Origin of the sequence: Croceibacterium mercuriale, assembly GCF_000802385.1 — a bacterium.
In the GTDB taxonomy this organism is placed as follows: Bacteria; Pseudomonadota; Alphaproteobacteria; order Sphingomonadales; family Sphingomonadaceae; genus Croceibacterium; species Croceibacterium mercuriale.
The window spans coordinates 1,435,470-1,459,404 of the sequence record NZ_JTDN01000001.1 but is presented as its reverse complement, the minus strand read 5'-3'; the positions used below and the strand labels follow the sequence as shown (position 1 = coordinate 1,459,404).

At 68.1% G+C, this 23,935-nt stretch carries 22 protein-coding genes; 12 read left to right on the top strand and 10 right to left on the bottom strand.

The window, feature by feature from the left end:
* Positions 1 to 66 precede the first annotated feature (66 nt).
* From PK98_RS06710 to PK98_RS06700, 3 genes are read left to right on the top strand one after another with little or no spacing between them, the layout of a single operon-like run.
* On the top strand, positions 67 to 1,146 hold the full coding sequence (locus PK98_RS06710; protein WP_039095225.1) for a cysteine desulfurase family protein: 1,080 nt from the start codon (positions 67 to 69) through the stop codon (positions 1,144 to 1,146).
* On the top strand, positions 1,143 to 2,228 hold the full coding sequence (locus tag PK98_RS06705; RefSeq protein ID WP_039096350.1) for a cysteine desulfurase family protein: 1,086 nt from the start codon (positions 1,143 to 1,145) through the stop codon (positions 2,226 to 2,228). Before PK98_RS06710 ends, PK98_RS06705 begins: the two co-directional genes overlap by 4 nt.
* A complete protein-coding gene (locus tag PK98_RS06700) occupies positions 2,228 to 2,530 on the top strand; it encodes a 2Fe-2S iron-sulfur cluster-binding protein (RefSeq protein ID WP_039095223.1) in 303 nt (100 codons plus the stop codon). Before PK98_RS06705 ends, PK98_RS06700 begins: the two co-directional genes overlap by 1 nt.
* A 13-nt stretch (positions 2,531 to 2,543) precedes the next feature.
* Here the strand turns inward: PK98_RS06700 and PK98_RS06695 are convergent, their stop codons facing one another.
* Positions 2,544 to 3,626: an acyltransferase family protein gene (locus tag PK98_RS06695; RefSeq protein ID WP_161792409.1), complete on the bottom strand. Its 1,083-nt coding sequence runs from the start codon at positions 3,624 to 3,626 to the stop codon at positions 2,544 to 2,546.
* 240 nt (positions 3,627 to 3,866) lie between these two features.
* Positions 3,867 to 4,406: a type 1 glutamine amidotransferase domain-containing protein gene (locus PK98_RS06690; RefSeq protein WP_039095218.1), complete on the bottom strand. Its 540-nt coding sequence runs from the start codon at positions 4,404 to 4,406 to the stop codon at positions 3,867 to 3,869.
* 108 nt (positions 4,407 to 4,514) lie between these two features.
* Between PK98_RS06690 and parC the strand changes: the two genes are divergently transcribed.
* Complete coding sequence (gene parC / locus PK98_RS06685; RefSeq protein ID WP_039095217.1) at positions 4,515 to 6,800, top strand: DNA topoisomerase IV subunit A; 2,286 nt, start codon at positions 4,515 to 4,517, stop codon at positions 6,798 to 6,800.
* A 35-nt stretch (positions 6,801 to 6,835) separates the two neighbouring features.
* Positions 6,836 to 7,027 carry a hypothetical protein gene (locus tag PK98_RS06680; protein ID WP_039095216.1) on the top strand — a complete coding sequence of 64 codons (192 nt, stop codon included), beginning with the start codon at positions 6,836 to 6,838 and terminating at the stop codon, positions 7,025 to 7,027.
* Between the two features lie 60 nt (positions 7,028 to 7,087).
* Here the strand turns inward: PK98_RS06680 and PK98_RS15930 are convergent, their stop codons facing one another.
* From PK98_RS15930 to PK98_RS06655, 5 genes are all read right to left on the bottom strand, one after another.
* The gene (locus PK98_RS15930; protein WP_052208132.1) at positions 7,088 to 7,678 is read right to left on the bottom strand and encodes a hypothetical protein; all 591 of its coding nucleotides are present in this window, start codon (positions 7,676 to 7,678) and stop codon (positions 7,088 to 7,090) included.
* 244 nt (positions 7,679 to 7,922) lie between these two features.
* Positions 7,923 to 9,110, bottom strand: a complete 1,188-nt coding sequence (locus PK98_RS06670) for a CCA tRNA nucleotidyltransferase (protein ID WP_052208408.1) — start codon at positions 9,108 to 9,110, stop codon at positions 7,923 to 7,925.
* A complete protein-coding gene (locus tag PK98_RS17345; RefSeq protein WP_039095214.1) occupies positions 9,104 to 9,712 on the bottom strand; it encodes a CoA pyrophosphatase in 609 nt (202 codons plus the stop codon). Before PK98_RS17345 ends, PK98_RS06670 begins: the two co-directional genes overlap by 7 nt.
* A complete protein-coding gene (locus PK98_RS06660) occupies positions 9,709 to 10,227 on the bottom strand; it encodes a DUF1285 domain-containing protein (RefSeq protein WP_039096345.1) in 519 nt (172 codons plus the stop codon). Before PK98_RS06660 ends, PK98_RS17345 begins: the two co-directional genes overlap by 4 nt.
* A gap of 23 nt (positions 10,228 to 10,250) precedes the next feature.
* Entirely contained in the window at positions 10,251 to 10,781 is a 531-nt protein-coding gene (locus PK98_RS06655) for a GNAT family N-acetyltransferase (protein WP_039095212.1), read from the bottom strand.
* A 125-nt stretch (positions 10,782 to 10,906) separates the two neighbouring features.
* Between PK98_RS06655 and topA the strand changes: the two genes are divergently transcribed.
* The 4 genes from topA to PK98_RS06635 all read left to right on the top strand — a co-directional run bounded on the left by topA (position 10,907) and on the right by PK98_RS06635 (position 16,481).
* On the top strand, positions 10,907 to 13,537 hold the full coding sequence (gene topA / locus PK98_RS06650; RefSeq protein WP_039095210.1) for a type I DNA topoisomerase: 2,631 nt from the start codon (positions 10,907 to 10,909) through the stop codon (positions 13,535 to 13,537).
* Positions 13,537 to 13,719, top strand: coding sequence for a hypothetical protein (locus PK98_RS06645; protein WP_039095207.1), 183 nt, complete (start codon positions 13,537 to 13,539; stop codon positions 13,717 to 13,719). Before topA ends, PK98_RS06645 begins: the two co-directional genes overlap by 1 nt.
* Positions 13,720 to 13,773: 54 nt before the next feature.
* Complete coding sequence (locus PK98_RS06640) at positions 13,774 to 15,180, top strand: MFS transporter (protein WP_052208404.1); 1,407 nt, start codon at positions 13,774 to 13,776, stop codon at positions 15,178 to 15,180.
* Between the two features lie 290 nt (positions 15,181 to 15,470).
* On the top strand, positions 15,471 to 16,481 hold the full coding sequence (locus tag PK98_RS06635) for a class 1 fructose-bisphosphatase (protein ID WP_039095205.1): 1,011 nt from the start codon (positions 15,471 to 15,473) through the stop codon (positions 16,479 to 16,481).
* Between the two features lie 107 nt (positions 16,482 to 16,588).
* Here the strand turns inward: PK98_RS06635 and era are convergent, their stop codons facing one another.
* The 3 genes from era to lepB form a co-directional block, all read right to left on the bottom strand.
* On the bottom strand, positions 16,589 to 17,494 hold the full coding sequence (gene era / locus PK98_RS06630; protein WP_039095203.1) for a GTPase Era: 906 nt from the start codon (positions 17,492 to 17,494) through the stop codon (positions 16,589 to 16,591).
* Between the two features lie 93 nt (positions 17,495 to 17,587).
* The gene (gene rnc, locus PK98_RS06625; protein ID WP_200884978.1) at positions 17,588 to 18,319 is read right to left on the bottom strand and encodes a ribonuclease III; all 732 of its coding nucleotides are present in this window, start codon (positions 18,317 to 18,319) and stop codon (positions 17,588 to 17,590) included.
* Entirely contained in the window at positions 18,256 to 19,089 is an 834-nt protein-coding gene (gene lepB / locus PK98_RS06620) for a signal peptidase I (RefSeq protein WP_039095200.1), read from the bottom strand. Before lepB ends, rnc begins: the two co-directional genes overlap by 64 nt.
* A 113-nt stretch (positions 19,090 to 19,202) precedes the next feature.
* Between lepB and pgi the strand changes: the two genes are divergently transcribed.
* The 3 genes from pgi (at position 19,203) to gor (ending at position 23,929) form a co-directional block, all read left to right on the top strand.
* Positions 19,203 to 20,735: a glucose-6-phosphate isomerase gene (gene pgi, locus PK98_RS06615; RefSeq protein ID WP_039095198.1), complete on the top strand. Its 1,533-nt coding sequence runs from the start codon at positions 19,203 to 19,205 to the stop codon at positions 20,733 to 20,735.
* A gap of 268 nt (positions 20,736 to 21,003) precedes the next feature.
* Positions 21,004 to 22,497, top strand: a complete 1,494-nt coding sequence (locus tag PK98_RS06610) for a DEAD/DEAH box helicase (RefSeq protein WP_039095196.1) — start codon at positions 21,004 to 21,006, stop codon at positions 22,495 to 22,497.
* Between the two features lie 85 nt (positions 22,498 to 22,582).
* Positions 22,583 to 23,929 (top strand): glutathione-disulfide reductase, encoded by a 1,347-nt coding sequence (gene gor / locus PK98_RS06605; protein ID WP_039095195.1) that lies wholly within the window; start codon positions 22,583 to 22,585, stop codon positions 23,927 to 23,929.
* Positions 23,930 to 23,935 lie beyond the last annotated feature (6 nt).

The following is a 23,935-nucleotide window of genomic DNA, read 5'->3' as shown; positions in this document are numbered from 1 at the left end:
GCACGGGTGGCGCGCGGAAAGTGGGCCGCTATATAGGATTGCGAACCGGTTTCGCAATTGTCACGAATGATCCGCACCTATCTTGACCATGCGGCCACAACGCCGCTCCGCCCGCAGGCCCGTACCGCGCTGGAGGAAGGCTGGCGCCTGTGGGCCAATCCGTCCAGTCCCCATGCGGAAGGGCGCGCCGCGCGCCGGGCGCTGGAGGATGCGCGCGAGCGCATCAGGCAGGCGCTCGGCTGGACAGGCGAACTGGTCTTCACCAGCGGCGCCAGCGAGGCCGCGGCCCTGGCGCTGGACCACGCCCAGGCTGGCAGCCGGCTGGTCAGCGCGGTGGAGCATGACAGCATCCTGCGGGCCGCCACAGGCGCGACCGTGCTGCCGGTCGGCGCGGACGGCGCGCTTGATCCGGAGGTACTGGCGCGCGAGCTTGCCGCTGCCGACGATCCGCTGGTGGCGGTGCAGTCGCTCAATTCGGAAACCGGCGCGCGGCAGGATCTGCCCGCCATCGCCGACCATGTGCGCGCGGCTGGCGGGTTGCTGCTGGTCGATGCCTCGCAGAGCGCGGGCAAGTATCCGCTGCCTTGTACGCCGGACATGGTGATCGTGTCCGCGCACAAGTTCGGCGGACCGGTCGGCATCGGCGCCCTGCTGGTGGCGGACTGGGCCATGCTGCGCCCGGGCGGCGGGCAGGAGCGTGGCTATCGTCCGGGCACGGAGAACCTGCCGGGCGCGCTGGCCATGGCCGCCGCGCTGAATGCGGCCGGCGACGCGTACATGTCCTTCGATCCGGACGAGGTCCTGCGCCCCTTCGCTGCGGAGGTGCGCGCCCTGGGTGGGGTGTGGCTGTCCGACCGCCTGGCCGCGCCATCCGGCTACATCCATGCGGTCGCCATGCCGGAGCTGTCGGCAACGGCGCAGCTGATGCGGTTCGACCTGGCCGGCATCGCGGTCAGCCAGGGCAGCGCCTGTTCTTCCGGTTCCCTGCGCATCAGCCACGTCCTGGCTGCCATCGACCTGCCCGACGCGCTTGCCGCCCGCACGATCCGCATCAGCCTGGGCTGGAACACCACGCGCGAGGATCTGGACCGGTTCTGCGATGCGTGGCTCGGGCTGGCGCGACCGGCCGCCGGGCGCGCCGCGTGATCTACCTTGACCATCAGGCAACCACCCCGCTGGCGCCCGAGGCGCGCTCGGCGATGGAGCGCTGGCTGGGTGGAGCCGACAGCGCCAGTTTCGGCAACCCGCATTCGCCGCACCGGCTGGGCCGGCAGGCCGATGCCGCCGTGGAGCTGGCGCGGGAGCGGGTCGCGGCGCTGTTCCCGTCCGGCGGGCAGGTGATCTTCACCGGCAGCGCGACGGAAGCCCTGAACCTGGCGCTGCGCGGCGCGGGCCCGGTCCGGGCTGGACGACGCGTGGCGATCAGCGCGATCGAACATGCCGCGATAGAGGAAACCGCCCGCTCCCTGCCTAACAGGCTGACCGTGCTGCCGGTGGACGCCGCCGGCCTGCTGGATGCCGAGGCGGAGTGGCCCGCAGAGGTCGGCCTGGTCAGCGTGATGCAGGTCAATAACGAGATTGGTACGATCCAGCCGGTCGAGCGGGTGTATCAGCGCGCTCAGGCCGCCGGGGCGCTGTTCGTGTGCGACGCGGTGCAGGCTGCGGGCAAGCTGCCGATTGCCGGCGCCGACATGATCGCGATCAGCGCGCACAAGTTCTATGGCCCCAAGGGCATCGGCGCTCTCTGGGTCCGCAACGGCGTGGCGTTGCAGCCGCTGATCACCGGCGGCGGGCAGGAGGGCGGCTTTCGCTCCGGCACGTTGAGCCCCGCCCTGTGCGCCGGAATGGGCGCTGCCGCAGAGCTGGCGCTGACCCGCATGGAGGCGGACGCCGCGCACATGGATCGGCTGTTCGCCCGCGCGATGGATCTGTTCGCCGGCTGGACGCTGAACGGCAGCGCGGATCAGCGGCACAAGGGCAACCTAAACCTGTGCCGCGCCGGGCTGGATGTCGCCCGGCTGATGTCGGATGTGCGCCAGGTGTGCTTTTCCGCCGGCAGCGCCTGCGCCAGCGACAGCGGCAAGCCCAGCCGCGTGCTCGCCGCCATCGGCCTGTCCGCGGCCGAGGCGAAGGGCTCGATCCGGCTGGGAGTGGGTCGCTACACCACCGAAGCGGAGCTGGCGGATGCCGCCGCGCTGCTCAACGCCGCGGCAGAGGCGCAAGGCTGATGCAGGTCCAGTTCCTCGCCAGAGGTGGCGAACGCATCACCGCCGACGCCCGGGTCGGCGACCGCCTGCTTGATATCGCACAGGCCGCCGGCCTGCCGCTGGAGGGCACCTGCGAAGGGCAGATGGCCTGTTCGACCTGCCACCTGATCGTGGCCCCGCAATGGTTCGGCCGCCTGCCGCCCGCCAGCGCCGAGGAGGAGGACCTGCTGGACCTCGCCCCCGGCGCCTGCAGCACAAGCCGACTGGCGTGCCAGATCGTGCTGAGCGATGGACTGGATGGCCTCCTGACAGCTGTGCCGTAGGCAGCGTTCCGGCTCAGGCCGAAGCCGCGAGCACGCCGCTTGAGCCTTCGTCACCAGCCGCCGGCATGCGGGACGAGACCCACGCGTGACGCAGGCGATTCGCCGGTCGGTCGACCAGGTGCCACAAGGCCAGCGAACCCAGGCAGACGGCGACCACGCCCGTGCCGGCGACCATCAGACGCTCGAGCACCGGCTGGCCCGCCATCGAGTAGAACCATTGCACGGCCACCCAGTGCAGCAGGTAGATGACATACGACAGGTCGGCCAGCATGCGGTCCGCCCGGTCTGACTTCTGGTACACCGTCCACATGGCATATGGCAGGCAGACGAATGCCATGACCACGTTGAACAGCGGGTTCCAGGCGTAAAGCGGACTTGGATTGGCCCCGCCCCACAGGATGCCCGCCAATGGCGTTACCGTGACCAGCACCAGCGTTCCGACAACTGCTGCGGCCGAGCCGTAGGCCAGGGTGCTGCCGGGCTGCCAGCGCGTGGCAGACACCGTCATGCCGGCAAGGAAGAAGATCGCATAATGGGCAAGGGTCGGCACGGACAAGGACCATGTGGCCACCAGCGCAAGGATGGCCGCGCCGGCAATCAGCGGCAGGCGCAGAGCCGGCCGCAACAGCGCAACAGCCAGCAGCGGTGCCAACAGATAGAACTGCATCTCGATATCCAGCGACCATGCGGGCGCCACCGGCACATAGGTCAGGTAGGAGTAGGACAGGAGGAACACGGTCGAAACGGCGAGATGGAGGGGATCGCTTGAAAAGACCACCTCGCGCTCGATGCCGATCAGCACCAGCAGGGGTATGGTGATGATGCTCGTCACGATCATCACAGGCGCCAGCCGCCACACGCGGCTGACGAGATAGGTGCGATAGGGCGTGCGCGCATGGGAATACCGGTCGCGCCACATGGTGTTCAGCCAGAAGCCGGACAGGGCAAAAAAGACGTACACTGCAAACTTGCCGAAGCCGAAGCTGCTGAGGTGATGGCCGAAGACCAGCAATGCCAGGAACAGCCGGAACGCGCCGGGGCTTGTCGGGAGGAAGAGGGTCGCCAATGTCAGCGGCATCTTGGATCGTGACGTCATCAATGTTTCCCATCTCGCACCTGCGAGACAGAGAAGCAGATCGAAGTGAAAGTCGATAGAACGTACGGTGGCAGACCTTGCCCCAAAAAGGAACATCGCCGGTCGCTGGCTCAATGCTCGCCGACGGCAAGATGCAATGAAGAAATCTTTTGGACGGGTGGTGCGTCGTCTGTGTTGCGCAAGAAAGACAAGGCCCCGTCAGCGCTTGCTGACGGGGCCTTGTCGCTGGTGTCCTCCGGCTCAGGCGGGTTCGGCCACCTGCTCCAGCAGGCCCTGCAGCGCCTTGACGAAGGCCGGGATGTCGTCCGGCTTGCGGCTGGTGACCAGATTGCCATCTACGACGGCTTCCTCGTCCACCACATTGGCGCCGGCATTCGTCAGGTCGGTGCGGATCGATGGCCAGCTGGTCACCCGCTTGCCGCGTACCACGTCCGCCTCCACCAGCAGCCACGGTCCGTGGCAGATGGCCGCCACCGGCTTGCCCGCATCCACGAAGTCGCGCACCAGCTGAACGGCCTGGGGATCCATGCGCAGCTTGTCCGGGTTGATCTGCCCGCCGGGCAGCAGGAGGGCGTCGAAATCCGCCGCATTCGCCTCGTCCAGCGTCAGGTCGACATCCACATCGTCGCCCCAGTCGTCCTGGTCCCAGCCCTGGATCGAACCTTCCTCGGGGCTCGCCACCAGCACCTCGTACCCGGCATCCTGCAGCAGCTCCATCGGCTCTTCCAGCTCGGACTGCTCGAACCCGTCGGTGGCCATGATCAATATGCGCTGTGCCATCGTAACTCTCCTTGGAAGGTGCTTGGCCCTGCAATGAGTGGGGGAAGCGGACCGTTCCGGCCCGCCGCACCCTTTGTCGTCGGGCGTGCCGGTGGTAGGGCCGGGCGCATGGCCACCATCGATGCTGCAAAAGACCCGTTCGATGCGATCGTCGACACCCCGTTCGACAGCGCCCTGTCCGAACGCTACCTCGTCTATGCGCTCTCCACCATCACCGCCCGCTCGCTGCCGGACCTGCGCGACGGGCTGAAGCCGGTCCATCGCCGTCTGCTGTGGACCATGCGGCAGCTCAAGCTGAACCCGACGGACGCCCCCAAGAAGTCGGCCCGCGTGGTGGGCGACGTGATCGGCAAGTATCACCCTCACGGTGACGTGGCGGTCTATGATGCGATGGTCCGCCTGGCACAGGATTTCACCCTGCGGTACCCGCTGGTGGAAGGGCAGGGGAATTTCGGCAATATCGACGGGGATAGCGCCGCCGCCTACCGTTACACCGAGTGCCGGCTGACCCGCACCGCCCTGTCATTGATGCAGGGGCTGGACGAGGGTGCCGTCGATTTCGTGCCAACCTACAACAATGAGGAGGAGGAGCCGGCGCTGTTCCCCGGCCTGTTCCCCAATCTGCTGGCCAACGGCGCCAGCGGGATCGCCGTGGGCATGGCAACCAGCATCCCCAGCCACAATGTGGCCGAGATCGTCGATGCGACGCTGGAGCTGATTGATAATCCCCACGCCACGCACCAGCGGCTGATGGAGCTGTTCCACGGGCCCGATTTCGCCACTGGCGGCGTGATCGTGGACGGGCCGGGCGCGATCAGTACCGCGTACGAGACTGGCCGCGGCGCGTTCCGCGTCCGTGCCCGCTTCCATGCGCCGGAGGCGGGGAGCGAGGCGGATCGCGCGGCCGGGATCGAACGGCTGGGCAGCGGGCAGTGGCAGCTGGTCGTGTCGGAGATCCCCTACCAGGTACAGAAGGGCAAGCTGATCGAGCAGGTCGCCGCCCTGGTCGGCGACAAGAAGCTGCCGATCCTGGAGGATGTGCGCGACGAAAGCGATGAGCAGGTGCGGATCGTCTTCGTCCCGCGCAGCCGCAATGTCGATCCGGAGCAGCTGAAGGAAGCCCTGTACCGGCTGACCGACCTGGAGGTGCGCTTCTCGCTCAACCTCAACGTGCTGGACGCCACCCGCACGCCGATGGTGATGGGCCTGCACGAGCTGCTGTCCAACTGGGTGGCGCACCAGATCGACATCCTGCAGCGGCGCACGCGGCATCGGCTCGACAAGATCGCCGACCGGCTGGAGCTGGTCGCCGGCTACATCGTCGCCTTCCTCAACCTGGATCGGGTGATCGAGATCATCCGGACCGAGGACGAACCCAAGACCGTCATGATCGCGGAGTTCGAGCTGACTGACCGGCAGGCCGAGGCGATCCTGAACATGCGGCTGCGCAGCTTGCGCAGACTGGAAGAGTTCGAGCTGCGCAAGGAGCACGACACCCTGATGACGGAGCGTGGCGAGCTGGAGGCGCTGCTGGACAGCCCCGCCAAGCAACGCACCCGGATCAAGCGCGACCTGCGCGCCTTGCGCAAGGAATATGGCGAGGAGACGAAGCTGGGCCGTCGCCGCACCACCATCGCCGAGGCCGCGCCGACCGTCACATTCAGCATGGAGGCGATGATCGAGAAGGAGCCGCTGACCGTGATCCTGTCGCAGCGCGGCTGGATCCGGGCGGCGCGAGGGCATGTGCCGCTGGATGGCGACTGGAAGTGGAAGGAGGGCGATGGCCCCGCCTTCGCCGTCCATGCGCAGACTACGGACAAGCTGCTGATCGCCGGCGACGATGGCCGGTTCTTCACCCTGGGTGCCGACAAGCTGCCGGGCGCGCGCGGCTTCGGCGAGCCGATCCGCACGATGCTGGACATGGAGGCGTCGGTGCAGACGGTGGCGCTGATCGTGCATCGGCCCGGCCTGCGGCTGCTGCTGGCATCCAGCCATGGGCGCGGCTTCGTGGCGGAGACGAGCGAGCTGCTGGCCGAGACGCGCAAGGGCCGCCAGGTCGTCAATCTGAAGGGTGACGGAAAGCTGTCGGTGTTGCGGGAGATCGCGCCGGCGCATGACCACGTCGCGGTGATCGGCGACAACCGCAAACTGGTGGTGTTCCACCTGGACGAGCTGCCGCAGATGGCGCGGGGGCAGGGTGTGGCGCTGCAGCGTTACCGCGACGGCGGCATGGCCGATGCCATCACCTTCCGCCTGGAGGAAGGTTTGAGCTGGGCCATGGGCGGCGAGACAGGGCGGACGCGGACCGAGCGCGACATCCAGCAATGGAAGGTTGCCCGGGGCGGAGCCGGGCGATTGCCGCCCAACGGCTTCCCGCGGGATAATCGCTTCTGATCGCACGTTGAGGGCAGGCAACAGGAGCACTGCCCATGTTCATGGACTTCCGCGAACCGCCGATGCCGCCACCATGGCGGCCACGGCCCCGTCCGGCACGGCTGACCCGCCGGCAGGAAAAGCGGCTGGGCATGGTGTTGCTGGCGAACGTCGTGCTGATGTTCGCCGCCGCGCCACTGGCGGGATCGTCGGTCGTCGCGGCGCTGTTGTGGATGACCGGATCGTAGATACAGGAAGGGCCGGGACACCATCGCGGTGTCCCGGCCCTTCTGTTCAGCCTGCGCCGATCAGCTTACGGCGTCAGTCGCCGGTGCTGCGGCCGAGGCCTGCGAGGACACCGCTGCGTTCAGGTCGGCCGCGGTCGCGAGGAAGGTCAGGTTTTCACCCTGCACCGTCATCTGCTCCTTCGGCAGCTGGATCGGGCCGGCCGTGGTGTGCTCCACGACGACCATCCCGTCGGTCTTCACCTCGGTGATCGTGCCGACCGCCACATTGTCTACGGTGAACAGCTGCGCACCGGCCACGAGCTTGGTATCGAGCGCGGCGACGGCCTTCTGCTCCTCGGCCGCGATCGCGGCTTCCAGGTCAGCCTTGTTCCAGCCGATCGTCGGGCCATTCGCGCCGGCACTGAACGTGCTGGCCGGCAGTGTTGCGGTCTGCGTGCCGGTATTGACGACGACATTGGTGCCTTCCACCTGCTCCACCGTGCCGACCGGCTGGCCGTCCGGGCCGTAGATGGTCGCGCCGGCGGTGACGCCGGTGGCCCCTGCGGGAGCGGCGGGCGTTGCGGCCGGTGCGGTGGCCTGGGCGAGGGCGGCAGGTGCCAGGGCGGTGGTGCAGGCAAGGGCCGCAGCAGTCGCGAGGGTCCTGATGTTCATATGATCAACTCCGTATCTTCGTCTGACAGTCTTGGTGGCCGGAAAGGCCGCGGTTCTGTTCACGGGGTCGGTACAAGGAAGCCGCTGTTGGCGCGACCACTAGGGATGCCGGCGTATGTCGGCAGAACCCCAATTTCCCGTCCGGATGACCCGTTGCCGTCACTGAACGGCAAAACTTCCATCGCGGCCCCGGTGAATCGGTCAGTCGTTACTCAGACGGGACGAATTGGCGCGATGCAGCATTCTACCCACCACGGTGTGCCGCCAGCACATGGTCCAGCAAGGCATCCGTGGCCTCGGCGTTGGGGAAGCCGCTTGCGACCCACCGATCTTCCACCATGCGAAGCAGACGCGCCACGTCCGGCCCGGCGCTCACGCCGCGCGCGATAATGGCCCCGCCCTTGAGCGGGAACACGGGCATGTCCCATTCTGCAACGGCAGACGGATCGCCGCCGGTCAGCGCCAGCCGGTCCAGTGCCTCTGCCCGTCCCAGCCGATAGGCCAACGCCCGCGGGTCATCTCCGTCATGCGACTGCCGCTTCGCCGCCTGCGCCAGTCGCTTGCGCTGCGCGGTGGACAGTCGCAGCCGCGCCGCCGCCTGATCGACCTGCCGGGGATCGGCCGGCAGCAGCGCCGCCAACCGCCGCAGCGGGTCTGGCGCCATCCCGTGTGCCTGCTCCCACCCGATCAGCTGCGTCAGCAGTTCCACGCCGCCGGTGCTGCGTTCGGGCAGGGCGATCGGCAGCACACCGGCCGCCTCCATCCGCGCCAGTGTCGCCGCAGGGTCCGGCAAGGCGAGCAGGTTCAGCAATTCCATGGCCACCCGCTCCCGGCTCAGGCCTTTAAGTGTCGGCGCCAGCTCCGCACAGGCCGCTTCCGCCGCTGCATCCAGTTCCGCGCCGAAGCGGGCCTGGAAGCGGTAATAGCGCAGGATGCGCAGGTGATCCTCCCGGATGCGCTGGTGCGGATCGCCGATGAACCGCACCCGCCGCGCCGCCAGGTCGGGCAGGCCGTCGAACCAGTCGCTGATCTCCAGCGTGCGCGGATCGGCGTACAGGGCGTTGATGGTAAAATCCCGCCGCGCGGCATCATCGCGCCACTCGCTGGCAAAGGCGATCGTGGCATGACGGCCATCCGTCGCGACGTCGCGACGCAGGGTGGTGACCTCGACCGGGCCATCGGGCAGCACGGCCGTCACCGTGCCGTGGGCGATGCCGGTCGGCACGGCGCGGATGCCGGCCGCCGCCAGACGCTCCAGTACGACATCCGGTCGCAGCGGCGTGGCGGCATCCACATCCTTCACCGGCTGGTCCAGCAGCGTGTCACGCACGGCGCCCCCGACCCAGCGCAGGTTGTCCGGCCCCAATGCAGCGACCAGCGCGGCGAGGTCAGCGCGGGCGGTCCAGGAGGGGGCGGGCAGGTGGGTCACGATGCCGAACCTTCGAACAGGCTCTGCCAGCGCAGACGGCGCGACAGGTTGACCAGGATCGCGGCGGTGATGCCCCAGATGCGATGATCCTGCCACATGATCTCGGTATAATGGCGCTGCTGCCCCAGCCATTCGCCGGTGCGCTGGCGATGGTTGGCAGGGTCGAGCAGGAAGCGCAGCGGCGCCTCGAACCAGGCGCTGACCTCGGCCGGACTGGGCACGATCGGCAGGTCCGCCGGGATGGTGGCGAGCACCGGCGTCACGTCGTACCCGGTGGCGGTGACGAAGCGATCGCTGGCGCCGATCAGCTGGACCCGGGCGGGGTCGATGCCGAGTTCCTCCTGCGCCTCCCGCAGGGCCGCCGTTACCGCGTCCTCCCCCGCGTCGATCTTGCCGCCGGGGAACGCGACCTGCCCGGCATGGGCGCGCATGGTGGCCGGCCGGTGGATCAGCAGCATGCCGGGGTCCGCCCGCTCCGTCACCGCAATCAGCACCGCAGCCGGGCGCAGCCGCGGCGGCGCCAGGTCGGCATCGGTGGCCAGATCGGGCAGGACGATGCCGTGTCCTTCGTCAAACAGGGCAACGAGGCGGTCGAACAGGGTCAAGCCGGCTCCAGCGCGAAGCGCATGCCGTGGCTGGTGACGTGAAACGATCCGTCCACCGCCTCCTCCGCCAGATCGGCCAGCTGCAGCCAGGTGGCGCGGTCCAGCCGGGCCTCGCATCCATGTCGCACTGCGAGGTACAGTGCAGGCGCTGCCGCAGTTCCGGCAGCGCGCAAGGGATGGTCCGGCCCGGCCTCGATCCGGTCGCCGGTGTTCAGGCGGAACACCAGCACCGCGCCTTCCTGCACCACATCCACCGCCATGAAGGCGGCGTCCTGTACCGCGATCGACTGCCGGCATTGCGGCGTCATCAGCCAGTGCTGCCCATCCGCATCGCGCAGCAGCAGCGTGGAAAAGGCGCGCACCATGGCGGGGCGCTGGATCGGCGAATCCTGGTAGAACCAGTGCCCGGCTGCATCGATGCGCATCTGGCTGTCGATCGTCTCGGCCGGCTGCCAGCGGTCGACCGGCGGCAGCGGGCGCGCGGCGTGGTGCAGAAGATCGTCCGGGCTGGTCACGGCAGTTCCCCTGCCATGCCGCGTCAGCCGCGCCAAGGGCCCAGAATGCCGGTGGCGGGCAGCACGGCGGGGTTGCTGGCACGCAGCAGCAGGCGGTGCGCCTCCCACGGGCCGGGACAGCGCCAGCCGGCGGTGTAGTCGGCATGGAAGCCGAACGGGTTGTAATAGGCCGGATCGCCGATCAGCATCTGCGGCAGAGGCGCGCGCGGATCGATCGCGCTGGTCTGCGCCGCCATCAGCGCACGACCGAAGCCCTGGTCGCGCCGATCGGGATGGACCGCCACCGGCCCGACCATGATCAGCGGATGATCGCGCCCGGCATCGTCGGTCAGCGCGACGGGGAATGCCTGGATCGTGCCGGCCAGCGTGCCATCGGGCGCCAGCGCCGCGTAGCTGAGCGCGGGCAGGTAGTCCGTGCCCTGCCGGATGGCGTAGGCGGTGCGTTCGTGCCGGCCATTCCCGAACACGAGATCCAGCAGCGCCTCCACGCCAAGCGGGTCGTGATCGGCCAGCGGCATCAGCGTGGCGGCGTCGGCAAGGTTGGGGGTGACCATGGCGCCGGGCGGATAGGGCCAAGCAGCCCGGCGGGCAATGGTCTTCGCCGTGCATCAGCACTTGACGATGACCCCCCGGCCTTTCCACCCTCGCGCGTACACACGAAGGATCACGTTTCACTGCCATGCAGCTCGTCATTGTCGAATCGCCGGCCAAGGCCAAAACCATCGAAGGCTATCTGGGCAAGGACTTCCGCGTCCTGGCCAGTTACGGCCATGTCCGCGACCTGCCGCCCAAGGATGGCAGCGTCCGTCCGGACGAGGATTTCGCCATGGATTGGGAGATCTATGACGACAAGCGCAACAAGGACCAGGTCAAGGCCATCGCCGATGCGGCGAAGAAGAGCGACCGCCTGATCCTGGCCACCGACCCTGATCGGGAAGGGGAGGCGATCAGCTGGCACGTGCTGGAACTGCTGAAGAAGCGCAAGGCGTTGCCGGCGGAGGTGGAGCGCGTGACCTTCAACGCCATCACCAAGGCGGCAGTGACGGACGCGATGAAGGCGCCCCGCCAGCTCGATACCGATCTGATCGATGCCTATCTGGCGCGCCGCGCGCTGGATTACCTGTTCGGCTTCACGCTCAGCCCCGTGCTGTGGCGCAAGCTGCCCGGGGCCAAGAGCGCCGGGCGCGTGCAGTCGGTCGCGCTGCGTCTGATCGTTGATCGGGAGAGGGAGATCGAGGCCTTCACCGCGCAGGAATACTGGTCCGTCACCGCGCAGATGGAGCAGGACGGCATGCCGTTCACGGCGCGGCTGGTGCAGTTCGACGGCGACCGGCTGGACCGGCTGAGCATCGGCGACGGTGCCACGGCAAACCGCGCGAAGGCTGCGGTGGAGGCCGCGCGCTTCACGGTGGAGGAGGTCGAGACCAAGCCGCTGAAGCGCAACCCGGCGGCCCCGTTCACCACCTCCACCCTGCAGCAGGAGGCTGCGCGCAAGCTGGGCTATTCGGCACAGCACACGATGCGTCTGGCGCAGACGCTCTACGAGGCCGGCCACATCACCTACATGCGGACGGACGGCGTGCAGATGGACGGCAGCGCGATCAGCGCCTGCCGCAAGGCCATAACGGAGCGGTATGACGGGCATTACCTGCCCGAGAAGCCGCGCCAGTATCAGACCAAGGCCAAGAACGCGCAGGAAGCGCACGAGGCGATCCGTCCGACCGACTTCACCAGGGATCGCGCCGGCAGCGGTGACGAGGGCAAGCTGTACGACCTGATCTTCAAACGGGCGATGGCCAGCCAGATGGCCGCCGCCAGCCTGGAGCGCACGACCGTGACGCTGCGCGACCCGACGGGCCGCCACGCGCTGCGGGCTACCGGTCAGGTCGTGAAGTTCGCCGGCTTCCTGGCGGTGTACGAGGAAGGCTTCGATGCCAAGGACGAGGACGAGGCGGAGGGCCTGCTGCCGCTGATGCGCAAGGGCGATGCCCCGGCGCGCAAGGGTGTGGACGCGCTGCAGCACTTCACCCAGCCGCCGCCGCGCTTTGCCGAGGCCAGCCTGGTCAAGCGGATGGAGGAGCTGGGGATCGGCCGTCCGTCCACCTATGCCAGCACCATCCAGACGCTGCGCGACCGGTCCTATGTCCGCATGGAGAAAAACCGCTTCTTCGCGGAGGAATCCGGCCGGCTGCTGACCGCGTTCCTGGAGCGGTTCTTCCCCCGCTATGTCGGCTACGACTTCACCGCCGAGATGGAGGAGGAACTGGACGACGTGTCCGGCGGGCGCGCCGCGTGGAAGACGGTGCTGGAAGCCTTCTGGCGCGACTTCAAGCCCAAGAGCGACGAGGTGATGGAGCGCCAGCCGTCCGAGGTGACGGAGGCGCTGGACCTGTTCCTGTCCGACTACCTGTTCCCGCCACAGGCAGATGGCGGCGATCCGCGCACCTGCCCCAAATGCGTGACCGAAGGGCGCGAGGGCGGCCGTCTGTCGATGCGCGGCGGCAAGTTCGGCGCGTTCATCGCCTGCGCCAATTACCCGGAGTGCAACTTCCGTCGCCGGTTTGGCCAGCCGGGCGCGGATGGCGAGGAGTCGCAGGACGAGGTGATGGGCAACGACCCGGTCACCGGCCTGCCGGTGGAGCGCAAGGTCGGCCGCTTCGGCCCCTATGTGCAGCTGGGCGAGGGCAAGGAGGCGAAGCGCGCCAGCATCCCCAAGGACCTGCCCGACTTCGACCTGGAATGGGCGCTCAAGCTGCTCAGCCTGCCGCGCGTGGTGGGCCAGCATCCGGAGACCGGCAACGACATTAGCGCCAGTATCGGCAAGTACGGCCCCTATCTGGTGCATGACGGCAAGTATGCCCGGCTGACCAGCACCGCAGAGGTGTTCGAGACCGGCATGAACGCGGCCGTCAGCATGCTGGCCGAAGCCGCCAACCGCAAGGGTGGCACGCGGACCAAGGCGGAGCCGATCAAGGCGTTCGGCGCGCATCCGGACAGCGGGGCGGAGATGAAGGTGCTGCCCGGCCGCTTCGGCCCGTACGTCACGGACGGCACCACCAACGCGACCATTCCCAAGGACATGAAGCCGGAGGACCTGACCGAGGAACAGGCGATCGCCCTGATCCGCGACCGGGCGGCGAAGGCGCCGGCGAAGAAGAAGGCGGCGCCAAAGAAGAAGGCACCAGCCAAGAAGGCACCTGCCAAGGCAGCGGCGGCGGAGAAGAAGCCGGCCGCGAAGAAGGCACCGGCGAAGAAGGCGCCGGCGAAGAAAGCGGCGGCCAAGGCGCCGGCCGCAGAGGGAGACAGCTGATGGGCAAGGAAGTCTTCGAACGCCACAAGCAGCCGTGGAAGGCGGAGGAGGCGGGCATGCTGCGCACCCTGGCCGCCAAGGGCAAGGGGCTGAAGGACATCGCCAAGTCGCTGAACCGCAGCGAGGAATCCACCAGGGACTTTGCCAAGAAGAACGGGATCGAGATCCTCAAGAAACGCTGACCGCCCGGGCTCGGCGTGCTTGAACTCGCGCGGCGGGGCGATCACATGGCGCGCATGTTGCAGACCCCGACGGCCGCCCCGGTGGCAGCAGACCACGCTGTTCCGGGCCGGTCGGTCGATGACGGCCTGCCCACGCCCCGCCGCTGGTGGGCCATCGCCGCGATCAGCTTCGGCACGGCGGTCATGGTGCTGGACACCAACATCGCCAATGTCGCGCTGCCGACGATCGCGCGCGATCTGGGCGTCACCAATTCCGTCGTGACCAACGTGGTCGCCGTCTACCAGCTGGTGCTGGTGATGGTGCTGCTGCCCTTTGCCAGCCTGGGTGACCGGATCGGCCATCGCCGGCTGTACCAGGCGGGGCAGGCGCTGTTCATGGTGGCGAGTGCGCTGTGCCTGTTCGCCGGTACCCTGCCGGGGCTGCTGGTCCTGCGCACGGTGCAGGCTCTCGGGGCGGGCATGGCGCTCAGCGTCTCGGCTGCGATGGTGCGGCAGATCTACCCTGCGGCGAAGCTGGGGACCGGCATGGGCGTGAATTCGGTGGTCGTGGCCAGCTCCGCCGCGCTGGCGCCCACACTGGGCGGCTACATCGTCGGCCACCTGCCGTGGCAGTGGGTGTTCGTCGCGGCGGCCCCTCTGGCGGTGGTGTCGTTGCTGCTGGGACGCGCGCTGCCCGATCCGGTGCGGCGCGACGTGCCGGCACAGTGGGTCAGCGGCGTATGGAGCGCGGGCACCATGCTGCTGCTGATCGGCGGCATCCAGCTGGCGAGTCACGGCGCGCCGATGCCCGGCATTGCCGGGGTTGCCGCGGGGATCGTGTCGTTGGTGCTGCTGGTCCGGCGGGAGCGGCAGCGGGCGGAGCCGGTGCTGCCCGTCGACCTGTTGTCCACCCCGGTGATCGGCCTGTCGGCACTGGCCGCGATCGCCTGCTTCGTGGCCAGCGGCGCGCTGATGCTGTCGCTGCCCTTCCGGCTGGAAGGCGTGTTTGGTTACCCGCCGCAAAAGGTCGGCGTGCTGCTGCTCCCGTTCCCGCTGACCATGCTGGTGGTCTCGCCGGTGGCCGGCTGGCTGTCCGACCGGGTGGCGGCGAGCAAGCTGGGCGTTACCGGCATGGCCATCGCCGTTACCGGCCTGCTGCTGCTCGCCACGATGCCGGTCAGCGCTGGCGAGACGGGCATCGCCTGGCGCCTGGCGCTGGCCGCACTTGGCTTCGGGCTATTCTTCGCCCCCAACAGCCGCCTGCTGATCGGCCGTGCCCCGCGGGAACGTGCGGCGGCTGCCGGTGGGCTGCTCTCGACCTCGCGCCTGCTGGGCCAGACGCTGGCCGCAGTGACACTGGGCATCCTGCTGGCGGGCGGCATGGGCACCGGGCCTGCTCCGCTGCTGGTCAGCTGCGCGCTGGCGTGCGTGGCGGCGGGTTGCAGCCTGGCACGGTTCAGGAGCTCGCAACGCACACGGTAGCTGAGGCGGTGAAAGGCACAGCGCCCTCGCGGCCGTGGGCGATCGATACCCGCAATCGGCCCCGGGATTGTCTCGCACGTGAAGTCTTCGCAGCCGATTGGCATGTTGACCGGATCGTTGTTGTCGGCTTTGACAGCTTGCATGATCCTGCACGCGGCTTTGCCCTTGGCAGAGCAGTGGAGCAGGAACTGGATCAGGCCGTTCGGTGGCACCGGGTTTCGAGGACCCGCCACCGGGTGAGGGTATTTTTCGAGGCGGATCAAGCCTTCGTCAGCATGCGAGAGAACTGAATGAAACGCCTCACCCTTACCCGCTTCATGATCGAGGAACAGCGCCGCTCGGGCGTTCTCAGGCCTGAGCTGCGGCTGCTGATCGAGACGGTGGCGCGGGCCTGCAAGACCATCAGCCACGCTGTCGGCAAGGGCGCGCTGGGAGAGGTTCTCGGCAGCCTGGGCAGCGAGAATGTCCAGGGGGAGGTCCAGAAGAAGCTGGACGTCATCGCCAACGAGCTGCTGCTGGAAGCCAACGAGTGGGGCGGTCACCTGGCCGCAATGGCGTCGGAGGAGATGGAGGCGATCCATCGCATTCCCAACCGTTATCCCAAGGGCGAATATCTGCTGCTGTTCGATCCGATCGACGGTTCCAGCAACATCGACGTGGGCCTTTCGGTCGGCACGATCTTCTCGGTCCTGAAGGCTCCGGCAGATGCATCGGGCCGGGACATCGTGGAGCAGGACTTCATGCAGCCCGGCACCAGCCAGGTCGCAGCCGGCTACGCGATCTATGGCCCGCAGACGATCCTGGTGCTGACGCTTGGCACCGGCGTCTACGAGTTCACCCTCGATCGGGAGGTTGGTTCCTGGCAGATGACCGACGGCCCGCTCCAGCTGCCGGCCGGTACCTGCGAGTTCGCCGTCAACACGGCCCGTCATGAGCAATGGTCGCCTGCGGTCCGCCGTTACCTTGACGAGCGCCTCGCCGGCGTCAACGGACCCTGCGGCAAGGACTACAACATGCGGTGGACGGCCTCGATGGTTGCCGACGTTCACCGCATCCTGAAGCGTGGCGGCATCTTCCTGTACCCTGCCGATCACCGGACGGCCGGGAAGGCCCGTTTGCGCCTGATGTACGAAGCCAATCCGATGGCGTTCCTGATCGAACAGGCAGGCGGCGCCGCGACCAACGGCGTGGAGCGCATCCTGGATGTGCAACCCCGCGGGCTGCACGAACGGGTCGGTGTCATCCTCGGCGATCGGACCGAGGTCGAGACGGTCACGGCCTATGGCAGCGTGAGCGTCTGAACGAGCCCGATCAGACGGCCATCTGACCGGTCACCATCATCGTCGTTCCTGTCTGGGCAGAGGCGACGATGATGGATGGACGGGCGGGATGGCAGCTCAGTCGATCGTCACCGGACCCAGTCCAGCCCGATCTCCTCGTAGATCTCGCGGCTTTCCTGCCAGCGTTCGTCGACCTTCACATGCAGGTACAGGTGCACCGGCGCACCCAGGATCTCGGCCAGCTCCAGCCGGGCGGCCTCGCCGATGGCCTTGATGCGGGTGCCGTGCTTGCCCAGCACGATCGGCTTCTGGCTGTCGCGCGCGATCACGATCTGCTGGTGGATCTCCACGCTGCCGTCGGCCCGCTGCAGGTACTGCTCCGGCCGCACGGCGCAGTCATACGGCAGTTCCTCGTGCAGCTGGCGATACAGCTGCTCGCGCGTGACCTCGGTCGCCAGCAGGCGCTCGCTGGCGTCGCTCACCTGATCCTCGGGGTAGTGCCACGGGCTGGGTGGCATGGCCTTGGCCAGGTGCGTCTTCAGCTGCGGCACGCCATCCCCGGTCAGGGCGGAGATGAAGAACACCTCCTCGAACCCGATGCGGCCGACCAGATCCTGCGCCAGTTCCAGCAGCGGCTCCTTCTTGGAAACATCGACCTTGTTCAGCGCCAGCAGCTTGCGCTCCTTGCGGTCCTTCAGCTGGGCCAGCAGCGGCTCCAGCTCGTGCCGGCGCTGCTTCACCGGGTCGACGACCAGCAGCACCGCGTCTGCGGCCACGGTGCCTTCCCACGCAGCGGAGACCATCGCCCGGTCCAGCCGGCGCTTGGGCGCGAAGATGCCGGGCGTGTCGACCAGGATGATCTGGGTGGTGCCTTCCAGCGCGATGCCCAGCAGGCGGGCGCGGGTGGTCTGCGCCTTGGCGCTGGTGATGGCGACCTTCTGCCCGACCAGCTGGTTGACGAGAGTCGACTTGCCGGCATTGGGCGCGCCGATGACGGCAACCAGGCCGCATTGTGTTTCGTGTTGTTCAGTCATGATGTTCGGGCCTTGCGCGGGCGTCCTTCGACAGGCTCGGGACGGGCGAATGTGAAAAAAGGGGCAGTATGATCGGGAACGGCACGGCAGCCATTACCCGAACTGTTCCATGAAGGCGCGTGCGGCGGCCGTTTCGGCCTCCTGCTTGCTGTTGGCGGTGGCGTCCACCTGGCCGACATTGTGCACGCTGACCCGCACGGTGAAGCGCTGCGCATGGTCGGGACCGGACCGGTCGACCACCTCGTATATCGGCGTGCGCCGGCGATTGCCTGCCGCCCATTCCTGCAACGCGCTCTTGGGATGCTTGGCCCGGCCGTCCTGCCCTTGCGCGGCATCGGCCCACAGGCCGCGGACCAGCGTACGGGTCGCTTCCCATCCGTTCTGCAGGAACTGTGCGCCCAGCAGCGCCTCCATCACGTCGCCCAGGATGTTGTCGCTGTCTGCACCGCCATCGTCGCGCGCCTGCTTGCCAAGCAGCAGATGCGGCGGTGCGCCGATGGTGCGGGCGATCCGGGCACACATCTGCCGGCTGACCAGCGCGTTCAGCCGCTGCGCCAGTTGTCCCTCGCTGCCGGCCTGCGTGGCGTGCAGCCATTCCGCGACACACAGCCCCAGCACGCGGTCGCCCAGGAACTCCAGCCGCTGGTAATCCCGCGCGGCGCCCATGCTGCCATGGGTCAATGCCTCCGCCCACAGAGACTCTTCCATGATGCCGAAGCCGGTCGCCTTCAGCCAGGCACGGGCGGCGGGATCGAGTACGCTCAGATCCCCCTCCCGATCCGGCTCCAGCGGGCGGCGGTGAACCAGGTCCACGGCTTCAGCCATTCGGCGGTGCCGTCGGTGGAAAAGAACACGAAGCTGGCGCGGCCGACCACGTTCTCCACCGGCACCAGCCCGACGCCCTGGCCGGGCACCGCCGGGAAGCGGCTGTCGAGCGAGTTGTCGCGGTTGTCGCCCATCATGAACAGGTGCCCTTCGGGCACGATGAAGGTCTGCGTGGTGTCCGCCTGCCGCAGCCCGAAATCCAGCACTTCGTAGGTGACCCCGTTCGGCAGCGTCTCGCGGAAGCGGGGATAGCTGCAGGTGGGCGCGCCGTCGGCGCTGTCCTGCTGGAACTGCGGCTCCGCACAGCGCCCCCCTTCGCGCAGGGACACGACCAGCGTGCCGTCCCGGGTCTTGCGCACCGGATCGCCGTTCAGGTGCAGCACGCCATTGACCATCTGCACCTGGTCGCCCGGCAGGCCGATCACGCGCTTGATGTAGTCCACCCGGTCCACCGGATGCTTGAACACCGCCACGTCGCCGCGATCCGGCATGCCCGCCGGGACGCGGCCAGATACCAGCGGCAGGTCGAACGGCATGGAAGCCTGCGAATAACCATAGGGCCATTTGGCGGCGAACAGGTAATCGCCTTCCAGCAGGCGCGGCATCATCGATTCGCTGGGGATCGAGAAGCTGGAGAAGATCAGCGTGCGGAATATCAGCACGACCACGACCAGTTTCAGCAGGAAGACGACCAGGCTGTCCTCCTCCTTCTTCGGCTTGGCCGGGGGCGGGGCGGGGGTGTCGGCCGGGGCAGGTGCAGTGTCGCTCATCGCGACGGGTCTTGTTGGCAGGCGGGCACGGCGTCAAGCTACTGTCGCCGAATCATGGCACGTGTCCCGTGCCCGACGTTATCTTTAGGCCCGATCAATCTTCAGGAGAGTTCATGACCGATGCGCGCGCCACGGCCTGGCAGCAGCTGGCGGATCAGCCCCGCCTTCCTCTGGCGGAGCTGTTTGCCGCCGATCCGGCCCGTGTCGACTGGCTCGCCACGCGGTTCGACCTGACGCTGGATGCCGAGCGGCCCTCCGGCATGCTGCTGGACTGGTCCAAGACTCACCTCACGCGCGAGCTGGTCGCCGGATTCGAGGCGCTGGCGGACGCGAGCAACTTCACCGAGATGCGCCGCCGGCTGTTCGCCGGCGAGGTGGTGAACCCGACGGAGAACCGTGCTGCCGAACATTCCGCCCTGCGCGGTGTGGGGAAGGACAGCAGCGTGGAGGAGGCCGAAGCTTTGCGTCAGCGCATGCGCCTGCTGGTCGAGGCGATCCATGACGGTTCGCTGGGCGAAGTGCGCCACCTGATCCATATCGGCATCGGCGGCAGCGCGCTCGGCCCCGCGCTGGCCGTGGATGCGCTCGCGCGCGACCTGGAGCTGGTGGACGTGCATGTCGTCGCCAATATCGATGGCGTCGCGCTGGAGGATGCCTTCGCCGCCTGCGATCCGGAGACGACCATGATCGCGGTCGCCAGCAAGACCTTCACCACCATCGAGACGATGACCAACGCCGCCAGCGCATTGAAGTGGCTGGCCGACAATGGCGTGGACGATCCCAGCGGCCGGGTCGTGGCGCTGACCGCATATCCGGAGAAGGCGGTCGAATGGGGCGTGGACGAAACCCGCATCCTGCCTTTCGCCGAAAGCGTGGGCGGCCGCTATTCGCTATGGTCCTCCATCGGCTTCCCCATCGCGGTCGCGATCGGGTGGGAGGAGTTCGAGGCCATGCTGGCGGGCGCTGCCGCGGTGGACCGGCACTTCCGCGACACGGACGGGATCGCCAATCTGCCGCTGCGCGCGGCCTTTGCCGACCTGTACTATACCCGCCTGCGCGGAGCCGAGACCCGCGCGGTGTTCGCCTATGACCAGCGGCTGGCGCTGTTCCCGTCCTACCTGCAGCAGCTGGAGATGGAATCGAACGGCAAGAGCGTGACCGCCGAGGGCAGGCCGGTCGAGGGACCGACCGCGCCGATCACCTGGGGCGGCGTCGGCACCGATGCGCAGCACGCGGTGTTCCAGCTGCTGCACCAGGGCACCCACCTGGTGCCGATCGACTTTATCGCCAGCATCGCGCCGGGCGACATGCAGGATCTGGCGCACCATCGCATCCTGCTGATGAACTGCTTCGCGCAGGGCGCGGCGCTGATGACCGGCAAGCAGAGCGACGACCCGGCGCGCGCCTATCCGGGCGACCGGCCCAGCGCGACCATCCTGGTGGACGATCTCGATCCCGAGACGCTGGGCGCGCTGATCGCCTTCCACGAACATCGCACCTTCGCAGCGGCGGTGATGATGGGCATCAATCCATTCGACCAGTTCGGCGTGGAACTGGGCAAGGAGATCGCCAACAGGATCGACGCCGGTGGGGAGAGCTTCGATCCCAGCACCGAAGCGCTGCTGAAGGCCGCCGGGCTGGACTGAACGGCACGCCCTGCCATCCCGGACGCGGAGCCGGGATGGCAGGGCGGCGGCTGCCCCGGAAACACAATCGATTGACTTTTTGCAGTGCAGCGTCCATCTGCAGCGCCATCGAGACGCGTGCAGCGTGACTGAGCGGTCCCAAGGGACCGCCCCGGCAGCATCTCGGTCCAAGCACAAAGCTTCCCTTTCACGCGGGCGGTTTCCTTCTGACCCGCGGGCCGCGCATGCTTGTCGCTGCGCGCCGCAGATCTTTGCGAGTACTCATTCCATGACATTCGAAACGCTCGGGCTGTCGCAGCCCGTCGTCCAGGCGCTTGCCCTGAAGGGCTACGATACGCCCACCCCGATCCAGGCGCAGGCCATCCCCCATCTGTTGGAAGGGCGCGACCTGCTCGGCATCGCACAGACCGGCACCGGCAAGACGGCGGCCTTCATGCTGCCTTCGATCGACCGGCTGGTCGCCGCGGACAAGCGCCCGCGCCCCCGCTGCTGCCGCATGCTGATCCTGGCGCCGACGCGCGAACTGGCCGGCCAGATCGCCGAGAGCGCCCGTGACTATGCGCGCTTTTCCCACCTGAAGGTCGTCACCGTGTTCGGCGGCACCTCCGTCAACAAGAACCGGCAGGACGTGGCGCGCGGCGTCGACATCCTGGTCGCCACGCCGGGCCGCCTGGTCGACCTGACGGAGCAGAACGCGCTCGATCTCGGCCATGTCGAGATCCTGGTGCTGGACGAAGCCGACCAGATGATGGACCTGGGCTTTATCCATGCGCTGCGCCGCATCGTGAAGATGGTGCCGACCGAACGGCAGACGCTGTTCTTTTCCGCCACCATGCCGCCGGCGATCCGCACGCTGGCCGGCCAGTTCCTGACCGATCCGGCGCAGGTCGCCATCACGCCGGCCGCCACCACGGCGGAGCGGGTCGAGCAGTACGTCATGCACGTCAACCAGGCCGAAAAGCAGGCGCTGCTGAACCTGGTGCTGCGCGAAGGCTTCGCCAAGAAGGAGATCGACCGCGCGCTGGTGTTCACCCGCACCAAGCATGGCGCCGACCGTGTCGTGCGCAAGCTGGCGCAGAGCAACATCCGCGCCGCCGCGATCCACGGCAACAAGAGCCAGCCGCAGCGTGAAAAGGCGCTGGGCGAGTTCCGCGAAGGCAGCGTGCGCGTATTGGTGGCGACCGACATCGCCGCCCGCGGCATCGACATTCCGGGCGTGTCGCACGTCCTGAACTTCGAACTGCCCAACGTGCCCGACCAGTATGTCCACCGCATCGGCCGCACCGCGCGTGCCGGCCGCGAAGGCGTGGCCATGTCGTTCTGCGCGGCGGACGAGAAGGAATATCTGCGCGACATCCAGAAGCTGACCAAGGTCACGCTGGACACCGTGCAGCTGCCGGACTCGTTCCGCAGCGAAGTGGAGCGGGTTGCGGCGCTGCCGATGACCAGCCCCAAGGACGAGGACCGCCCCGAACGGCGCCAGCAGCAGCAGGGCCCGCGTCGGCCCAAGCGCACGGTGGAGCCGCAGCGAGTTGATGGCGCGCAGCGTCGCGCACCGCAGGGGCAGGGTGGCGGTCAGCGTACCGGTGCGGCCGGCGGTGGTCAGCGGACCGCGGCGGCCGGCGGCGGGCGTCCGCCCCAGGGTGGCGGCCGATCCAGCGGCGGTGGCCAGCGTAGCCGTAGCGGCGGTGGCGGCAACGGAACTGGTGGCGGCCGCGGCGGCAATGGTGGCGGCCGCGCCTCGGGCGCACCCCGCGCCTGATCGACGCCTGACCTGAATGACGGCGGCGCCCGGTTGGCAAGCCGGGTGCCGTCCGCCATATCCCGCTCCTGCACGGGAGCGAGCGATGCCTGATTACGATTACGACCTGTTCACCATCGGCGCAGGTTCCGGCGGCGTCCGCGCCAGCCGGATCAGCGCGGCCCATGGCGCCAAGGTGGCCGTGGCGGAGGAGCATCGGGTCGGCGGCACCTGCGTGATCCGCGGCTGCGTGCCCAAGAAGATGCTCGTCTACGGTGCGCACTTTGCCGAAGACCTGCAGGACGCGCGCAATTTCGGCTGGACGGTGGAGAACCCCCGGTTCGACTGGGGCACGCTGCGCGACAACGTCCTGAACGAAGTGACGCGCCTGGAAGGGCTGTACAGCCAGACGCTGCAGAACAACGGCGTCACCATCATCCCGCAGCGCGCACGAGTGACCGGTCCGAACGAGGTGACCCTGGCCGATGGCGAGGTGGTCACGGCCCGCCACATCCTGATCGCCACCGGCGCACGCCCGCATGTGCCCGATTGCCCGGGGCACGAGCATGGCATCACCAGCAACGAGGCATTCCATCTGGATGCCCTGCCACGCCGCGTACTGATCGCCGGCGGTGGCTACATCGCCAACGAATTTGCCGGCATCTTCAACGAGCTGGGCAGCCAGGTGACGATCATCAACCGCACCGACCAGCTGCTGCGCGGCTATGACGAGAGCATGCGCGACCGTCTGCTGCAGATCAGCCTGACCAAGGGCATCGCCTTCCGCTTCAACGCCAATTTCGTCGGGATCGAGAAGCAGGCGGATGGCAGCCTGCTGGTGTCCATGACCAACCACGATCCGCTGGAGGTCGACTGCGTGCTGTTCGCCACCGGCCGCCTGCCGAACACCGAAGGGCTGGGCCTGGCCGAGGTAGGCGTCGAGCTGAGCGGGCGCGGTGCGATCGCGGTCGACCGGTTCAGCAAGACGGCGGTCGACAGCATCCATGCCGTGGGCGACGTGACCGACCGGGTGCAGCTGACCCCCGTGGCGATCCGGGAGGGGCAGGCGCTGGCCGACACGCTGTTCGGCAACAAGCCGACCGCCGTCAGCCATGACTGCATTCCGAATGCGGTGTTCAGTCATCCGCCGATAGCGGGCGTCGGCCTGACGGAGGCGCAGGCACGCAACACGCTGGGCGCGGTCAGGGTCTACCAGTCCGACTTCCGCTCCATGAAGAACGTGCTCGCCGGCCGCAACGAACGCGCGCTATACAAGATGATCTGCGAGGAGACGTCCGGCCGGATCGTCGGCATCCACATGATCGGCCCGGACGCACCCGAGATCATGCAGGGTGCCGCCGTGGCGGTAAAGGCCGGCCTGACCAAGGACGATTTCGACGCAACGGTGGCGATCCACCCGACAATGGCGGAAGAGCTGGTGCTGATGCGGTGACTGTCC

Excerpts from the sequence above, each read along its gene's own strand:
- PK98_RS06635 (WP_039095205.1), top strand. The coding sequence starts at position 15,471 with ATGAAACGCCTCACCCTTACCCGCTTCATGATCGAGGAACAGCGCCGC.
- PK98_RS06655 (WP_039095212.1), bottom strand. The coding sequence starts at position 10,781 with ATGGTCACCCCCAACCTTGCCGACGCCGCCACGCTGATGCCGCTGGCC.
- era (WP_039095203.1), bottom strand. The coding sequence starts at position 17,494 with ATGACTGAACAACACGAAACACAATGCGGCCTGGTTGCCGTCATCGGC.
- rnc (WP_200884978.1), bottom strand. The coding sequence starts at position 18,319 with ATGGCTGAAGCCGTGGACCTGGTTCACCGCCGCCCGCTGGAGCCGGAT.
- PK98_RS15930 (WP_052208132.1), bottom strand. The coding sequence starts at position 7,678 with ATGAACATCAGGACCCTCGCGACTGCTGCGGCCCTTGCCTGCACCACC.
- PK98_RS06645 (WP_039095207.1), top strand. The coding sequence starts at position 13,537 with ATGGGCAAGGAAGTCTTCGAACGCCACAAGCAGCCGTGGAAGGCGGAG.
- lepB (WP_039095200.1), bottom strand. The coding sequence starts at position 19,089 with ATGAGCGACACTGCACCTGCCCCGGCCGACACCCCCGCCCCGCCCCCG.
- gor (WP_039095195.1), top strand. The coding sequence starts at position 22,583 with ATGCCTGATTACGATTACGACCTGTTCACCATCGGCGCAGGTTCCGGC.
- PK98_RS06680 (WP_039095216.1), top strand. The coding sequence starts at position 6,836 with ATGTTCATGGACTTCCGCGAACCGCCGATGCCGCCACCATGGCGGCCA.
- topA (WP_039095210.1), top strand. The coding sequence starts at position 10,907 with ATGCAGCTCGTCATTGTCGAATCGCCGGCCAAGGCCAAAACCATCGAA.
- parC (WP_039095217.1), top strand. The coding sequence starts at position 4,515 with ATGGCCACCATCGATGCTGCAAAAGACCCGTTCGATGCGATCGTCGAC.
- PK98_RS06700 (WP_039095223.1), top strand. The coding sequence starts at position 2,228 with ATGCAGGTCCAGTTCCTCGCCAGAGGTGGCGAACGCATCACCGCCGAC.
- PK98_RS06610 (WP_039095196.1), top strand. The coding sequence starts at position 21,004 with ATGACATTCGAAACGCTCGGGCTGTCGCAGCCCGTCGTCCAGGCGCTT.
- PK98_RS06695 (WP_161792409.1), bottom strand. The coding sequence starts at position 3,626 with ATGACGTCACGATCCAAGATGCCGCTGACATTGGCGACCCTCTTCCTC.
- PK98_RS06690 (WP_039095218.1), bottom strand. The coding sequence starts at position 4,406 with ATGGCACAGCGCATATTGATCATGGCCACCGACGGGTTCGAGCAGTCC.
- pgi (WP_039095198.1), top strand. The coding sequence starts at position 19,203 with ATGACCGATGCGCGCGCCACGGCCTGGCAGCAGCTGGCGGATCAGCCC.
- PK98_RS06710 (WP_039095225.1), top strand. The coding sequence starts at position 67 with ATGATCCGCACCTATCTTGACCATGCGGCCACAACGCCGCTCCGCCCG.
- PK98_RS06640 (WP_052208404.1), top strand. The coding sequence starts at position 13,774 with ATGTTGCAGACCCCGACGGCCGCCCCGGTGGCAGCAGACCACGCTGTT.